Genomic DNA, 15,614 nt, shown 5'->3' on the forward strand with positions numbered 1-15,614 from the left:
TATTGCTAGGTAGATAAGCATTGGTATGATTGTTATAACTCATTTCGAGAAGTAAGATTTTAAGCAATTGTAAAAATAAAAAATAGTTCTGAGACATTTCTTTATTTTCCGTTAAAGGTGTTCATTGTATTTGATGTTCCTGCAGTGGCAAAAGATTTGATCAAAGCGATTCCTTTTTCTAATCGTTCTGGTATAGTAGATTCTTCTTCAGGGCTCCACTCTCCCAGCACATAATCTACTTGCCTGCCTTTGCCAAATTCATTGCCAACTCCAAATCTAAATCTACAATATTTAGAAGTTTGTAATTGTGTTTCGATATCTTTAAGTCCATTATGACCACCGGCACTACCTTTGGATTTGAGTCGGATAGTACCAAAAGAGAGATTGATGTCATCGGTTACAACCAAAAGGTTTTCTAAAGGTATTTTTTCTTTCTCTAGCCAATATCGAACTGCTTTTCCGCTAAGGTTCATATAGGTATTAGGTTTAAGAAGTATAATAGTTCTCCCTTTGTGTTTGTATGTAGTAAGGTCACCTAGTTTTTTGGTTTCAAAAACGAGATTTTCTTCTTTGGCCAAAGCATCCAGAATTTTAAAACCGATATTATGACGAGTATTGTGGTATTTTGGACCAATATTACCGAGACCCGCAACAAGAAATTTTTTCATGAGATCTTCTTGAGTTTCATGGGTTTGTTTAGAAAATAATTTTTTAATTATCGAAAACATGTTGTTTTTGTTTGCGTAAGGGATAGGAGCGGCATCCTTTTTTTATTATCCAGAGACTAGTCGAAGGATTGCAAAAAAAGATACAGTATATAGCCCGGCCTCCACGCCGAAGTGGGGGTACGCCCCAAAAATTTCCATAAAAATAAAAAAAGCATTCTGAATTCAATTCAGAATGCTTTTATATTATATAATATATAAGATTATGCTTCTGCTGCAGGAGCTTCTGCGCCTTCGGTTGCACCTTCAGCTGCACCTTCAGTTTCTTCTTCTTCTTCTTCGTCTTCAACTGCTGTACGAGATGTTCTAACCATACAAACAACCGTATTGTCGGGATGTAGGATAGTAAAGTTATCACTTGCTATATCGGTAACAGTTAATTTATTTCCGATTTTTAGATTAGTGATGTCTCCTTCTATAACATCCGGAAGATTAGATGCAAGACCTTTTACTTTAATACGTCTTAAGTTAAAACGTAGCACACCTCCATTACGAACACCACGAGAATTTCCTGTTGTTCTGAAAGGAATCTCCATAGTAATTGGTCTATCGTCAAAAATTTCAATAAAATCGATGTGTAAAATTTTATCGGTTACAGGATGAAATTGGATATCCTGTAGGATAGCATTTATTTTTGTACCATTATCCAACGCTATTACCACGGTATGAACGTCTGGAGTATACACTAAGTTTTTGAAAGCAATTTCTGGCGCTGCAAAGTGTACAATAGTGTCTCCACCATAAATAACACAAGGTACCTGTCCAGCATTACGTAAGGCTTTTGTTGCTTTCTTGCCTACGCTTTCTCTTTGAGATGCATTGATTGTTAATGATTTCATTTTAAAAAATTTATTAATTATTATTTACATTATAAAGTTAGAACTGATCGACTGATTGTTATGAACTCGGTTCATCACATCTGCAAATAGATTTGCACAGCTTACAACTCTGATTTTACTACTTTTTTGTTTTAGAGGAATAGAATCGGTTACAATTAATTCTTCTAGTTTCGAGTTTTCTAATCGCTCATAAGCATTACCCGAAAGGATAGGGTGAGTACAGATCGCTCTAACACTTTTTGCACCTCTCTCTATCATTAGATCTGCCGCTTTGGTTAATGTTCCGGCAGTATCTACCATGTCATCTACTAATACTACATTTTTTCCGGTAACATTTCCAATGAGTTCCATATGTGAAATTACATTGGCTTTTGCTCTTTGCTTATAACATATTACTACATCACTCATTAATGCTTTAGAATAAGCATAAGCTCTTTTTGATCCTCCCATATCTGGCGAAGCAATCGTAAGGTTATCCAGCTTTAATGACTGTAAGTAAGGCAAGAAGATAGTAGATGCAAAAAGGTGATCTACTGGCTTTTCAAAGAATCCCTGAATTTGATCTGCATGTAGATCCATTGTAATGATTCTTGTAGCTCCTGCTGTTTCCAGCATTTTTGCAATTAACTTTGCAGCGATCGGAACTCTTGGTTTGTCTTTTCTGTCCTGTCGAGCCCATCCATAATATGGCATTACTGCTGTGATATGTCTTGCAGAGGCTCTTTTGGCAGCATCAAGCATTAATAACATTTCCATAAGATGATCAGAATTTGGATGTGTTGATCCAATAATAAAAACTCTGGACCCTCTTACAGATTCTTCAAAAGAAGGCTGAAACTCACCATCACTATAGGTCGATGTAATAACATTACCTAGTTTAGCACCATAGGCAGTTACTATTTTTTCTGCAAGTTCGGTACTTTGACTACATGTGAAAAATTTTGCTTCTATAACTGCGGTTGGCATAGGGTAAAATGTTGTATTGTAATGAGTTAAAACTTTTTTCTAAAAACAAGGTGCAAATTTAAAAATTTATTTTCACTCTAACCTTTATTTTGTTACTTATTTAATGGCTGGAAAAAAATATTTTGCTAATTTTGCCATCCGAATATGCTCGAGTGGCGGAACTGGTAGACGCGCTGGATTCAAAATCCAGTTCTTTCGGGAGTGTGGGTTCGATTCCCACCTCGAGTACTAAAACCCTAATAAACTTTTGTTTATTAGGGTTTTGTTGTTTTTATGAATAACCATAAGGCAACTTTTAAAATAAAATAGGGTACTGCTAAAAATGTTTTTTCGAGCATATCATACAATATATGAAGTAGTTTATACTATTGATACTTTTAAATAACTTTCAAACGCTCAAAGAGTTTGACAACTATATTCATTGTCGATAAAATGCCTATAGAAACCTGTGATTATATATATAATAATGAGACGATCTTGTATTTGCAAAAAAATGTCATTTTAGTTATCCAAATTGGATATTGCGCTTCCTCACAAAATAGTATTAGGAATATAAATTCTTGTTAAAATAAGTTTTTTTTCTACTTTTTGTTAAGTATTCATTAAAAACGAACAAGGTGTAATTATTTGATCCATAATGTGTTGTAATTATTTAAATCTGCTTGAAAAATGCAATGTGTTCAAATTGTTATTTATACTAGTATTCATAATAAAATTAACATAAAATTAAGAAGATATGTGGGAAAGTCATTATAATTTTACTGGTGAAATAATCTTTGTTAAAGAAACAAAGTGAAATTTCATTATCATTTCTTGTTCTTTTATTAGAAATAAGAGATGCTTAAAAGGAGAGCACAGGTCAAGCAAGTTTTGCTAATTGACCAACCCCCGGTGTGATTTTCGAATCTTATCGAATTTTAATAATACCAATACCCCACTAATTACTTTTTAAAACAAATAAAAATCAGTTGATTGGAAAATGCTAATTGACCAGCTTGAAGTATGTCTAATCGTAAAAATACATGTTCACAACCACACGTCTAATTAAGGTTATTTCTTAATAAGATTAAAGATTATTATCAACTCTTAAAACAAACCAACTTAATAATGACTACACCTAAACCACACCAGATTTTTTAAACGAATAAGAATCAGTTGATTGGAAAATGCTAATTGACCAGCTTATAGTATGTCCAATTGTAAAATATATCCACAACCACACGTCTAATTAAGGTTATTTCTTAATGAGATTAAAGATTATTATCAACTCTTAAAACAAACCAACTTAAATAATGACTACACCTAAACCACACCAGATTTTTTAAACGAATAAGAATCAGTTGATTGGAAAATGCTAATTGACCAGCTTATAGTATGTCCAATTGTAAAATATATCCACAACCACACGTCTAATTAAGGTTATTTCTTAATGAGATTAAAGATTATTATCAACTCTTAAAACAAACCAACTTAAATAATGACTACACCTAAACCACACCAGATTTTTTAAACGAATAAGAATCAGTTGATTGGAAAATGCTAATTGACCAGCTTAAAGTATGCCCAATTGTAAAATATACCCACAACCAAACACCTAAACAAGGCTATAGCTTTTTTAGTAGATCTTAAGTAAGATTAAAGATCATTTCAACTCTTAATAAACCGACTTAAATAATGAATACAGCTAAACCTAATCAGACCATATATCCTACAGTGGTATTGGAAAGAAGAAGAAAAAGAAATGAGAAAAATTGGTATATTTTTTATACCTCTCCACGCGCCGAAAAAATAGTATACAGTGATCTTTTGGCAAGAGAATATGATGCGTTTCTTCCATTAACCAGAACATTGAAAGTATGGAAAAATAGACAGAAGAAACTTATAGAATCTCCACTTTTTCCAGGTTATATTTTTGTAAACACTAAAATGAGTGAGATTTATGATATCTCAAGACTTCCCAAAATAGCTACATATATTAAATGTGGACAAAATCCTTCAGTCATTTCACCAAATGATATAAATACTATCAAAAAAATGCTATTACTTGAAGAAGATGTTTCTGTTGAAACTACTTTTTATGAAGGAGAACAAGTAAAAATTATTCACGGACCATTAACCGGTCACGAAGGCATTTTGGTAGAGCAAAAAGGTAAAACAAGATTTGGGATTCGTCTCAAAGAAATAAACCATACCGTGTTTATTAATGTTTGTACCAATATTTTACAAAAAATAAATAGTTCCAATCCGGTTAAAGAAAGGTAACCAAACCCTCTTCCTGTATTTTCAAAATATCCCTTTGGTGTTAATCTGGATTATTATCACTATCCACACCCCATGTCTTTAAAATTAAGTTTATAAAACACGAAAAAGCAATTTTGTGCTTAGGAAAGGGAACGAGCAGATCTTAATAAATTTTTATAAGAAGTATCAGAGATATTTGTCGATTTTATGTAGTTACTACACTACAAAAACTCAGAAAAATATTAACTATTCAGATACCTTTTCATAGTTACTATACAAGAAAATGATAGATAAAGAAATACTATTAGAATCAACAGAGTGTTATCTAAAATCTCTTATATCCGAATTTACTCAAATATCAATCGGAGATAATTGTATATCTACTCCATTTCAGGAGTTAGGAATCGATTCGTTTCGTATTCTGCAGATTATCAAGAAATTAGAAGAAGAATTCGGAACTTTACCAAAGACCTTACTTTTTGAAAATTTCAATATTGGTGATTTAAGCTATTATTTCGTTGATAAATATGAAGGAGTACTAAGAGAGAAATTTAAGAAAGAAAAGGAAGATAGTGACCGAGCCGTACACTCTAATGAAGAATCATTAAATTCTATCGAAAAAACTGCAAAAACAATTGATAATCAGTCTGATATATTTACGAGAAAAACTCCTATTCTTATATTAGAAAAAGAAGCTAATAAACATCCAGAATTACTAAAGCTGGTAGAAAAACTATTTAACCAATATAAGAATGAAGGTTCTGCATCAAGAGGTACAAGAAATATAGCTCCTAATCTTTTTATTGGGTCAGAAAAAAAAGGATATTTTAATTATAGCCGTTATAAGGATATCATACTAGTGTATAGCTATACAGGAGCCAAAGATTATCTATCCGTTATTACAGAAGAAATATATCAATACTGTATCAACAATAATTTCGAACTCAATCTTTTCACGGTCGATCAAGTAGAATCGATAGGAGGAGTTTTATTTACAGCCACTCCTTTTGGCGTTTTGTCAAGGGTAAATATAAAAGATTTCACGCTTCAAGGAAGCAAGATGCGTCGTTTACGATATCAAGTATCAAAGTTTGAAAGAGCAGGAAAATGTAGAACTGAGGAATATCAAAATGGTTCTGACAAAAAGATAGACAAAAATATTACCAGAATTATAGACGAATGGTGTGCGCCAAGAACAATGGTTAACCCACTCATTCATATAGTTAAAGAAGAAATTCTATCGGGTAACTTAAGTGCAGAACACAGGCTTTTTCTAACCTATCTCGACGATGTCCTGCAGAATGTAATCCTTATCTCAAAATTGTCATCAGAAGAGAATGGGTATTTAATGGATTTAGAATTCTACCCAAAGGAGATGCCTCTGGGAGGATTAGAATTTGCAATTGTAGAGATTATCAAAATTTTAAAAACCAAAGAGCATTCTACTTTAAGTTTAGGAGGTACATATGGTTGTAAACTAAGCTCTTCATCAAATGCAGATCCAGAATTAGATAAAACACTGGATTATTTGCGTGGGCAAAATATTTTTAATGATGAAGGAAATTTGCAATTCAAAAATAAATTCAGACCAGAACATAATACTGTATTTCTCTCCAGACCCGTAGGAAGCAATCCTGATAATGTAACCGATATTATTATGATGATTGCAGATCCGATCAAAATGCAAACTTCAGACCAAGAAAATCATACATTCACCAAATTATATAAGCAAACTGCTACATTAGAATCAAAAACAGGAAAACAGGATACATTAAATGCAAATGGAGAGTATAATCAAGTAAAAGAAAATCCACAAGAAGAGAAACATGCAGTGGTGATTGAAGGAGAAGAAAGGTCTGTTATGCTATCAAATTATGGTTATAACCCTTTAAATATTCCAGATGATCAGGTTACATTTGATCTAAAAACCGATTCGTGGGCCCAACTAGAGTTACCAGCTATTCAAAATCAGTTAGGCTTTTTATACACACAGCTGCAACAACCAGTTGATCTGGTCGAGAGTTTAAGAAGTATATTTCCTTTTTCTTATTTTACGTTAACCACTGCGGGCCGTACTGCAGAACGTGCTTTTTGTAAATCATGGCCTAAAAAAGGGAAAGTGCTTCAGAACCTGCTTTTTCCTACCATGATTTTTAATCAGATTGAAAATGGATTCACACCAATAGAATTACCACATCCAGAGGTATACAAGCTAGATTCTGAAGATCAATATAAAGGAAACCTAAATTGGGAAGCTCTTAAAAAACAAGTAAAAGAAGACCCAGAGTCGATAGCTTTTGTTTTTATCGAAATGAATGATAATGCTGCCGGTGGAGCGCCAGTATCCTTACAACATCTCAAACAAGTCAAAGCCTTCCTTTCAGAATACGCTATTCCTCTTGTTTTTGATACTACAAGAATTGTAGAAAATGCGTTATTCATCTTAGAACATGAAAACGAATTTACTGGGAAGAATGTCTGGCATGTAGTACGGGAAATGATCTCTTATGCAGATGCAATAATTGCAAGTTTGGCTAAGAATTTTTGCGTAGATAAAGGAGGATTGATAGGTACCAATGATGTTGAACTTTACAATAAAATTCAAAACTTTATTCAAGAAGAAAGCATTGGGCTTGATGTAATCGATAAAAAAGTTATTGCGTTATCATTTCATAACAGAAATAAGATTGAGACTAAGGTTCGTAATAGACTACAATCTGTACGCACAATCTGGAGGATTTTAAAACAACAAGAAATTCCTGTTGTACAACCCGCATTGGGGCACTGTATATTGATTGATGTTAAACAAATTCCTGAATTTAAATTATTTGAGTACCCAGTGGCATCATTTGTATCCTGGTTATATTTAAATACAGGGATTCGGGCAGGAGCTCATAATGTAGGAATGCAAAAAGATACAGAAATTAATAATCTGGTACGCTTGGCTATACCTGTAGGCATAAAACAGGAAAAAATAGAGGAAATTGCTAATAGGTTGATTAAAGCCTTTAAGAAAAAAAATAATATTCCTGAGATCTTACCAAAGGATAATCAATCAGAAACATTTGGTAATATACATACCAATTTTAACCTCAAAAAGTATCATAACACTTCTGGAGAAGTAGTTTCAAAAACACTCAATTCTGAAACCTCTTCAATAGATAACTATACTAATACCTCTGTTGCAGAAAGTAAAGGAAAATCTACCCAGATTGATTCAGATATTAAGGCAAAAGAAACAGGGGCGAATCAGAATATACATAGTGATAAGCCATACCAAACGGGTGATATTGCTATCGTTGGGATAGCCGGCCGGTATCCTAAGGCCAAAAACATGAACGAATTCTGGAATAACCTAACTCAAGGAAAAGATTGTGTCGAGGATATACCAGATGTTCGTTTTGGGCAACGCCTTCATAATAAGTTTTCAGAAAAATATCGAGGAGGTTTTATCGATGATATAGATAAATTTGATTCACTTTTTTTTAATATCTCTCCCAGAGAAGCTGAATATCTGGATCCTCAAGAAAGACTTTTTCTTGAAGTGGCCTGGGAAGCAATCGAAGACGCTGGTTATTACCCAGAAACATTAGTAGATGACAATGCTTCCCGAAATATAGGGGTTTATATAGGAGCTGTGTGGACACTTTATCAGGTAATCGGTACAGAAGAAAAGCTGCAAGGGAATTTTGTTAGCCCCAGTTCACATTTATGGGGTATTGCTAATCGGGTATCGTACGCTTTTAACCTTTCTGGCCCGAGTTTACCTATAGACACAGCTTGTTCCTCAAGTTTAAGTGCATTATATCTAGCTTGTGAAGCAATCTATAAAGGAGAATGCTCTGGTGCCATTGTAGGAGGAGTTAATCTTGACGTGCATCAAAGTAAAATAGACATTAATAAAAGTGGTGGAGCACTTTCGGCAGATGGCGTATGTCGTACCTTTGGTAAAGGTGCTAACGGCTATGTAGCTGGCGAAGGTGTAGGTGCAGTTTATATTAAACCTCTTGATAAAGCAGTAAAAGACGGAGATCATGTATATGGAGTGATTAAAGGTATTGCCGTTAATCACGGAGGAAAAACAAGTGGATTTATGGTACCTAGCCCTAAATCACAGGCAAAAGTAGTTACTACCGCATTAGAAAACGCTAAGATCGACGCACGAAGCATTGGTTATATCGAAGCACACGGAACAGGAACCGAACTTGGTGATCCTATAGAGATTTCTGGTTTAACTACAGCCTTTCAGGAATATAATGTAGATAAACAAGAATGCTCTATAGGTTCGGTAAAAACCAATATCGGACACCTTGAAGCCGCAGCTGGTATTGTAGGATTGCACAAGGTACTCTTGCAAATGAAATATAGAAAACTAGTTCCTTCTCTGCATTCTTCTGAGTTAAACCCTTTTATCGATTTTGAAAATTCTCCATTTTATGTCGAGCAAAAGGTTAAAGAATGGAAACCTAAGACAATAGAAGGTGTTCAGTACCCGCTTCGAGCTGGTATTAGTTCTTTTGGAGCTGGTGGAGCGAATGCACATGTTATCATTGAAGAATATGTAACTCCGATTGAAGAAGAAAAAATACCATCTTCAAAATTTAAGGAATATATCTTTCCGCTTTCTGCTAGAAACGAAGATCAACTTCAGAAAACAGCAGCTCGTTTGTGTGCATTCCTTCAGGATGACTTGTCTGGAGAAAAACTACTTGCTTGTAAAGATATTGCACATACTTTACAAATAGGAAGAAAATCTTTTGATCATCGCCTGGTTATAATTGCAAAAACGAAAAAAGAGCTGGTTCAAAAACTTACTTTATTTATTGATGGTAAGCAAGATAATACGATGCTTGTCGGAGAGGTGAAAAGTAGCCAAAATATTACACGTTTATTAAACCGTAAAGAAAAAGAAGAATTTATTAAGTTCCTGTCCCAGAGCGGAGACCTAAGTAAGCTAGCACAACTCTGGAGTGTTGGATTTCTTGCAGATTGGCAAGGAGTACAAAACCTAGAAGCAGGAGCGAAGATTTCTTTACCAACGTATCCTTTTGCAGATAAAAGACACTGGATTTCTGATACTTCAAAATCATCCAACCTTAGCTTGCATTCAACCACTGCTCTTCATCCGTTAATCGATTCTAATGAATCAACATTCGAAAGACAGGTTTTCAAAAAAACCTTTCACGATAAGGATTTCTTTATATACGATCACTTGGTATCTGAAATTCCAACTCTACCCGGTGTTGCTTATCTGGATTTTGCACGTAAAGCAGGAGAGTTGGCAACCGGAAGAAAGGTTCAAATAATTAAAAATATTCTCTGGTTAAGCCCACTCACCGTAGTCGATTCGGCCCCTAGAGAAGTATGTATAGAATTGAAACCTAACGGAGGATTAGTACATTTTGAAGTATTTAGTGAAGAAGAGAATAATACAAAACAAATATATTCGCAAGGAAAACTTATATATGCAACTCATCAGGAGTTAACTGCAGAACCCGAATATATTGATTTAGAAGAGATTCGTACAAGATGTGCAAAAGTTACCAACGGAAAGGAAGCGTATCCACTTTTTAAGTCATTAGGACTAGATTTAGGACCTAGTTTTCAAGTGCTTCAGGATATTTTCAAAAACGATGATGAAATATTGGGTGAGCTTCTTATTCCGGAAATCCGAAACAATGATTTTAATGATTACTTGCTCCATCCTTCGCTTGTAGATGGTTCTTTTCAGGCAGGTATGGCAGCACAACTAGGAGCGCAAACAGGTGAAATGTTTGTACCATATTCAATTGGTGAAGTCGAAGTTTTACAACCGCTGAAACCAAAATGTTTTAGTTATGTCAAAAAAGTAGATGAACCAGGGTCAAAGGTTTCCAAAGTGAATGTTTTTATTGTAGATGAGGACGGAATGATACTTGTGAAAATCAGAGAATCTATAGGAGTTCCACTGGTTAGTGTTCACGAAAAACCAGATCAAATTAAAGAAGAAGAGGAATATTCAAAATTATATTACTCTCATGAATGGCAGAAATCTCCTTTAGAACAAGAAAAAGTATTAGCTAATGAATCAGGGGCTATTTTACTTTTTAGCCCAGATGAAAAACTCCAAAAAGTTTATAAAGATCGTTATAAAAAGAATGAAGATATTATACTGATCGAACCAGGAGATAAGTATAAGAAATTTGGAAACCATAGATATAAGGTCAATCCGAAAAATCCAGCAGATTTTAAGAAGCTTTTTGAAGCTTTGGATACAGAGGTCATCAAAAAAATATGCTTTGCCTGGCCGATAGGTGATGAATTAAAAGACGATGACGAATATAACGAAGGTTTTATTGAGAAATCTTTTGATAATGGAATTTATTCATTCCTTATTCTCTGTCAATCTTTGATAGAACAAAACCTAGACAATATTCAATTATTATATCTGTATTTAGGGCAAATAGATGCTACTCAACCGCATCATGAAGCGATAAATGGCTTTGCTAAAACCCTTCAGATGGAGCATCCAAAATTGTATTGTAGGATTCTAGAAATCCAGCAATCAAAGAATTCCTATGATAAAATTCTGGATATAGCTTTAACCGAATTACATTCTGATAATTCTAACGAAATGACAATTCGTTATCAGGAAGAAGAACGTTATATCAGAAAAGTAAAAGAGTTTTCTCTACTTCAGGATAAAGATGCTGATACGACTGATAGTTTTGGGCTAAAAGAAAACGGAGTATATATTATTACTGGTGGTGCAGGGGGATTGGGACTTATATTTGCAGAATATTTAGCTGCTCAATGTAAAGCACGGTTAGTACTTACCGGGAGATCGAAACTCTCAGATGAACGTAAAATCAAATTAGATAAATTAAGCGAAGCTGGTGCAGAAGTAATATATATACCAGCAGATGTTTCGATATCTAAAGATGTAGAGAACCTGATTAAGGAGACCAAATCGAAGTTCGGAGAAATTAACGGGATTATTCATAGTGCAGGTGTTTTGAGAGATTCATACATAAGGAATAAAACACGTGAAGAAATGGAAGCGGTTTTTGCTCCCAAAGTTTACGGAACGTTGTATTTGGATAGCGTAACCAAAGATGAAGATCTGGACTTTTTTGTAACGTTTTCATCTCTTGCGGCTGTCGGAGGAAATGCAGGACAGTGTGATTATTCGTTCGCAAATCACTTTATGGATTCCTTTGCAGAGAAACGTAAATTCTTACAGGAAAAAGGAGAAAGATCAGGAGTGACATTAAGCCTTAATTGGTCTTTATGGGCAGATGGTGGAATGAGGTTGGATGAACAAACTGAAATTTTCTTTAAAAAGAATCTCGGGATAAAACCTTTAAGTATCAAAACTGGCCTGGAAGCATTTGAAAAAGGTCTTCATACCCCAAAAGCACAATTTGTTGTATTAGAAGGAGTACAGGAAAAAATAGAAAGAGCCTGGGGTATTAACGAGCAAGAAACTCCGAAAGCTGAGGTAATCGACTCTGAAACTTCAACAGACTCTGAAGTACTGGTGGATCAACAAGCAGATAAAGAATTATTTACAATGGTTCGGAATGCATTATCCGAAATTGTTATGGAGATGTTGAAACTGGATCCGGAAGATATTTCGTATGATAAGATATTATTGGATTTAGGGTTTGATTCTATAGGTTTGACAACGTATTCAAACAGAATCAACGAACTTTATGAATTGGATATAACTCCGGTACTCTTTTTTGAATATCCATCAATTAAAGAAATAGCAACATTCCTCTCCAGAGAACATAAGAATGAAGTACAGAAAACTCATAAAGTTTCAGGAGGTGCTTCTTCCTCTGATACCAGGAAAGAAGTTAGTCAACCGTCAAAAAGAAAAGAGCAACAATCAGATACGGAAAAAGGCATATATGGTATCAATAAAGGGTGGAATGCAAGTGCATTGGATCCACAATCTCAATCTTCAGGAGTAGAACTATCCACAGAAAGCCGTTTTATAGATCAACCTATTGCTATAGTAGGTATGAGTGGCGTTATGCCAGGGTCGGAAAATCTGGAAGAATTCTGGGAAAACCTGGAGAATGAAAAGAATTTAATTACTGTGATTCCTGAAGATCGATGGAATTGGGAGGATTACGATGGAGATCCTTTTACAGAGAAAAATAAAACCAATTCTAAATGGGGAGGTTTTATGAGTGACGTAGATAAATTCGATCCTTCATTTTTCGGTATTTCTCCTAGAGAAGCCGAAATGATGGACCCACAACAGCGAATATTTTTAGAAACAGTATGGAAAGCTATTGAGGATTCGGGACATAAAGTTTCTGATCTATCGGGTACCAAAACAGGACTATTTGTTGGAGTAGCAACAAGAGATTATGCCGATTCACTAGTAGATAATCAAATTCCACTTGATGGATATACTGCCTCAGGAAACTCGCATTCTGTATTGGTTAACCGGGTTTCTTTCCTGTTAAACCTTCGCGGGCCAAGTGCTCCGCTGGATACAGCGTGTTCTAGTTCTTTGATTGCAGTTCATAGAGCAATAGAATCAATACATACTGGGAGTTCTGATATGGCTATAGTTGGAGGAGTACAGCTAATGCTTACACCTGCAGCTTATATATCATTTGGAATGGCAGGTATGTTAAGCGGCGATGGTAAGTGCAAAACCTTTGACAAGAGTGCAAATGGATATGTAAGAGGAGAAGGCTCAGGAGCTATATTTCTTAAGCCTCTGGATAAGGCAGAAGCCGATAGAGATCATATTTATGCCGTTATTAAAGCAACTACCGAAAATCACGGAGGAAAGGTTACCATGCTTACAGCACCTAATCCTGTAGCTCAAACTGATTTGCTTGTTGAAGCTTATGAAAAGGCTCATATTGACCCCTCGACAGTTGGATATATCGAATGCCACGGTACAGGTACCAGTTTGGGAGATCCTATTGAAATTCAGGCGTTGAATAAAACATTTTCAGAATTATATAAAAAACATGATAAAGTTCCTGCAAAAACTCCTCACTGTGGTTTGTCTTCTGTAAAAACTAATATTGGTCACCTGGAGACAGCAGCCGGAATAGCAGGAGTACTGAAAGTACTACTATCTCTTAAGCATAAAAAAATACCAGCAACGCTTCATTTTGAAGAACTTAATCCGTATATCAATCTTAAAGATAGCCCACTCTACATTGTAGATAAAACACAAAATTGGGAGGTTATAAAGGATGATCAGGATAACACTCTACCAAGAAGAGCAGGAGTAAGCTCGTTTGGTTTTGGAGGCGCAAATTCACATATCGTTTTAGAAGAATATATTCAGGAAGAAGACCATTCACAAGTTCAATCAGATGAACCACATATCATTGTACTTTCAGCAAAAACTGAAGATCGACTTAAAGCATACGCTCAATTACTATATAACCATATAGAAAAACACGATATTAATATTATTGATCTTGCTTTTACACTTCAGGTAGGAAGAGATGAGATGAATGAACGATTGGCACTGGTAGTACTTTCTATTGAAGAACTGAAAGAGAAACTTTCAGACTACCTAAGTCAAAAAGAAAATATGGAAGATGTTTTCTATGATAGAATTAAACAAAATAGTGCAGCTGTAATAGACTCCACAGAAAATAATGACTTCTCAGAGAACCAGATAAATAAGTACATTAATGATAAGAATTATTCTAAGCTAGCCGAAGCTTGGGTAATGGGTATTGATATAGATTGGGTACAATTTTATGAACAAATAAAGCCAAGACGTATTAGTTTACCAACATATCCTTTTGCTCGTGAAAGATACTGGTTTAATTTGGCGGATAGTGAAAAATTGAAATCTGAAGGAGAATTTGAAAAACTTCATCCGTTGTTACATTATAACTCCTCTACACTAAACCAGCAATGTTATACTTCTATTTTTAGTGGTAAAGAATTTTTTGCAAAAGATTATAAGATACAACAGCAAAATGTAATGCCTTTTACTGCTTGTTTAGAAATGACATATGTAGCAGTAAAAAATGCAATGCCGGATTTTAATGAATCTACATCTCTGGAATTACGAAACACTTCTTGGGTAGACCTGCTTCCTCTTAAAGAAAGTAAAGAAGTCAATATATCCCTTTTTGAAAATGATTATAAAGGAGTTGACTATGAAATTTATAGTACAGAAGGAGAAAAAGAAATAATTCATTGCCACGGAGAAGTTACCATGGGGGCAAATCAAACTTCAACAAAGATAGATATAGTACAACTTAAAACTCATTTTGCACCAGAACCATTGGATGCAGAAAAACTTTATCACATTTTAAAGCAAATAGATATGAGTTATGGACCTTCTTTTAAAGGAATAAAAAACTTTTATAAAGGAGAAGATCAGATCCTTGCTCTATTAAGTTTACCAGAAACTATAGTAGACGATTATGAAAAATATACTCTTCATCCGAGTTTACTAGAGAGTTCGTTGCAATTGGCAATCGGTTTATTAACTGATCTGGATCCAAAATTAAAGCAACCCATATTACCCGCTGAAATAGGATCTATGAAGTTATTTTCTCCTTGCCAAAAAGAATTATATGCCTGGGTGCGATACTCAAAAGGAAGTAAACCAAAAGATGATATAGTGAATATAGATATTGACCTCACTGATATATCAGGAGAGATATGTATTAAAATGAAGTCTTTGTCATTCGATAACTCCTTACATAAGCAATCTATTAAAAATTCACATAAGGATTTTGAAATGTTAATAAATGCCATACAGAATTATGATTCAAACCAAACAAAATATACTGATACAGAAGATCACACTGTAAGTTTTGATAAATTATTAAAGGATGTATACTAAAGGAAAGAT

Annotated in this window: 5 protein-coding genes and 1 tRNA gene; 3 read left to right on the forward strand and 3 right to left on the reverse strand. The window is 34.4% G+C overall.

Features of this window, described 5'->3' with window-relative positions:
- Positions 1–101: 101 nt before the first annotated feature.
- The 3 genes from pth to DK441_RS13990 form a co-directional block, all read right to left on the reverse strand.
- Complete coding sequence (gene pth / locus DK441_RS13980) at positions 102–728, reverse strand: aminoacyl-tRNA hydrolase (protein WP_109851277.1); 627 nt, start codon at positions 726–728, stop codon at positions 102–104.
- A gap of 200 nt (positions 729–928) precedes the next feature.
- Positions 929–1,564 (reverse strand): 50S ribosomal protein L25/general stress protein Ctc, encoded by a 636-nt coding sequence (locus DK441_RS13985; protein WP_109851278.1) that lies wholly within the window; start codon positions 1,562–1,564, stop codon positions 929–931.
- A gap of 24 nt (positions 1,565–1,588) precedes the next feature.
- Complete coding sequence (locus DK441_RS13990; RefSeq protein ID WP_109851279.1) at positions 1,589–2,530, reverse strand: ribose-phosphate pyrophosphokinase; 942 nt, start codon at positions 2,528–2,530, stop codon at positions 1,589–1,591.
- A 146-nt stretch (positions 2,531–2,676) separates the two neighbouring features.
- On the opposite strand from DK441_RS13990, the gene DK441_RS13995 reads away from it, so the two are divergent.
- The 3 genes from DK441_RS13995 to DK441_RS14005 all read left to right on the forward strand — a co-directional run bounded on the left by DK441_RS13995 (position 2,677) and on the right by DK441_RS14005 (position 15,605).
- Positions 2,677–2,758: transfer RNA gene (locus tag DK441_RS13995), tRNA-Leu, on the forward strand.
- A 1,446-nt stretch (positions 2,759–4,204) separates the two neighbouring features.
- Entirely contained in the window at positions 4,205–4,792 is a 588-nt protein-coding gene (locus DK441_RS14000) for a UpxY family transcription antiterminator (protein ID WP_109851280.1), read from the forward strand.
- 262 nt (positions 4,793–5,054) lie between these two features.
- Entirely contained in the window at positions 5,055–15,605 is a 10,551-nt protein-coding gene (locus DK441_RS14005; protein WP_109851281.1) for an SDR family NAD(P)-dependent oxidoreductase, read from the forward strand.
- The last annotated feature ends 9 nt before the right edge of the window (positions 15,606–15,614 follow it).

Source organism: Aquimarina sp. AU58, assembly GCF_900312745.1.
In the GTDB taxonomy this organism is placed as follows: domain Bacteria; phylum Bacteroidota; class Bacteroidia; order Flavobacteriales; family Flavobacteriaceae; genus Aquimarina; species Aquimarina spinulae.

Bases quoted from the DNA above. Each gene is read 5' to 3' on its own strand.
- DK441_RS14000 (WP_109851280.1), top strand. From the start codon at position 4,205: ATGAATACAGCTAAACCTAATCAGACCATATATCCTACAGTGGTATTG.
- pth (WP_109851277.1), bottom strand. From the start codon at position 728: ATGTTTTCGATAATTAAAAAATTATTTTCTAAACAAACCCATGAAACT.
- DK441_RS13985 (WP_109851278.1), bottom strand. From the start codon at position 1,564: ATGAAATCATTAACAATCAATGCATCTCAAAGAGAAAGCGTAGGCAAG.
- DK441_RS14005 (WP_109851281.1), top strand. From the start codon at position 5,055: ATGATAGATAAAGAAATACTATTAGAATCAACAGAGTGTTATCTAAAA.
- DK441_RS13990 (WP_109851279.1), bottom strand. From the start codon at position 2,530: ATGCCAACCGCAGTTATAGAAGCAAAATTTTTCACATGTAGTCAAAGT.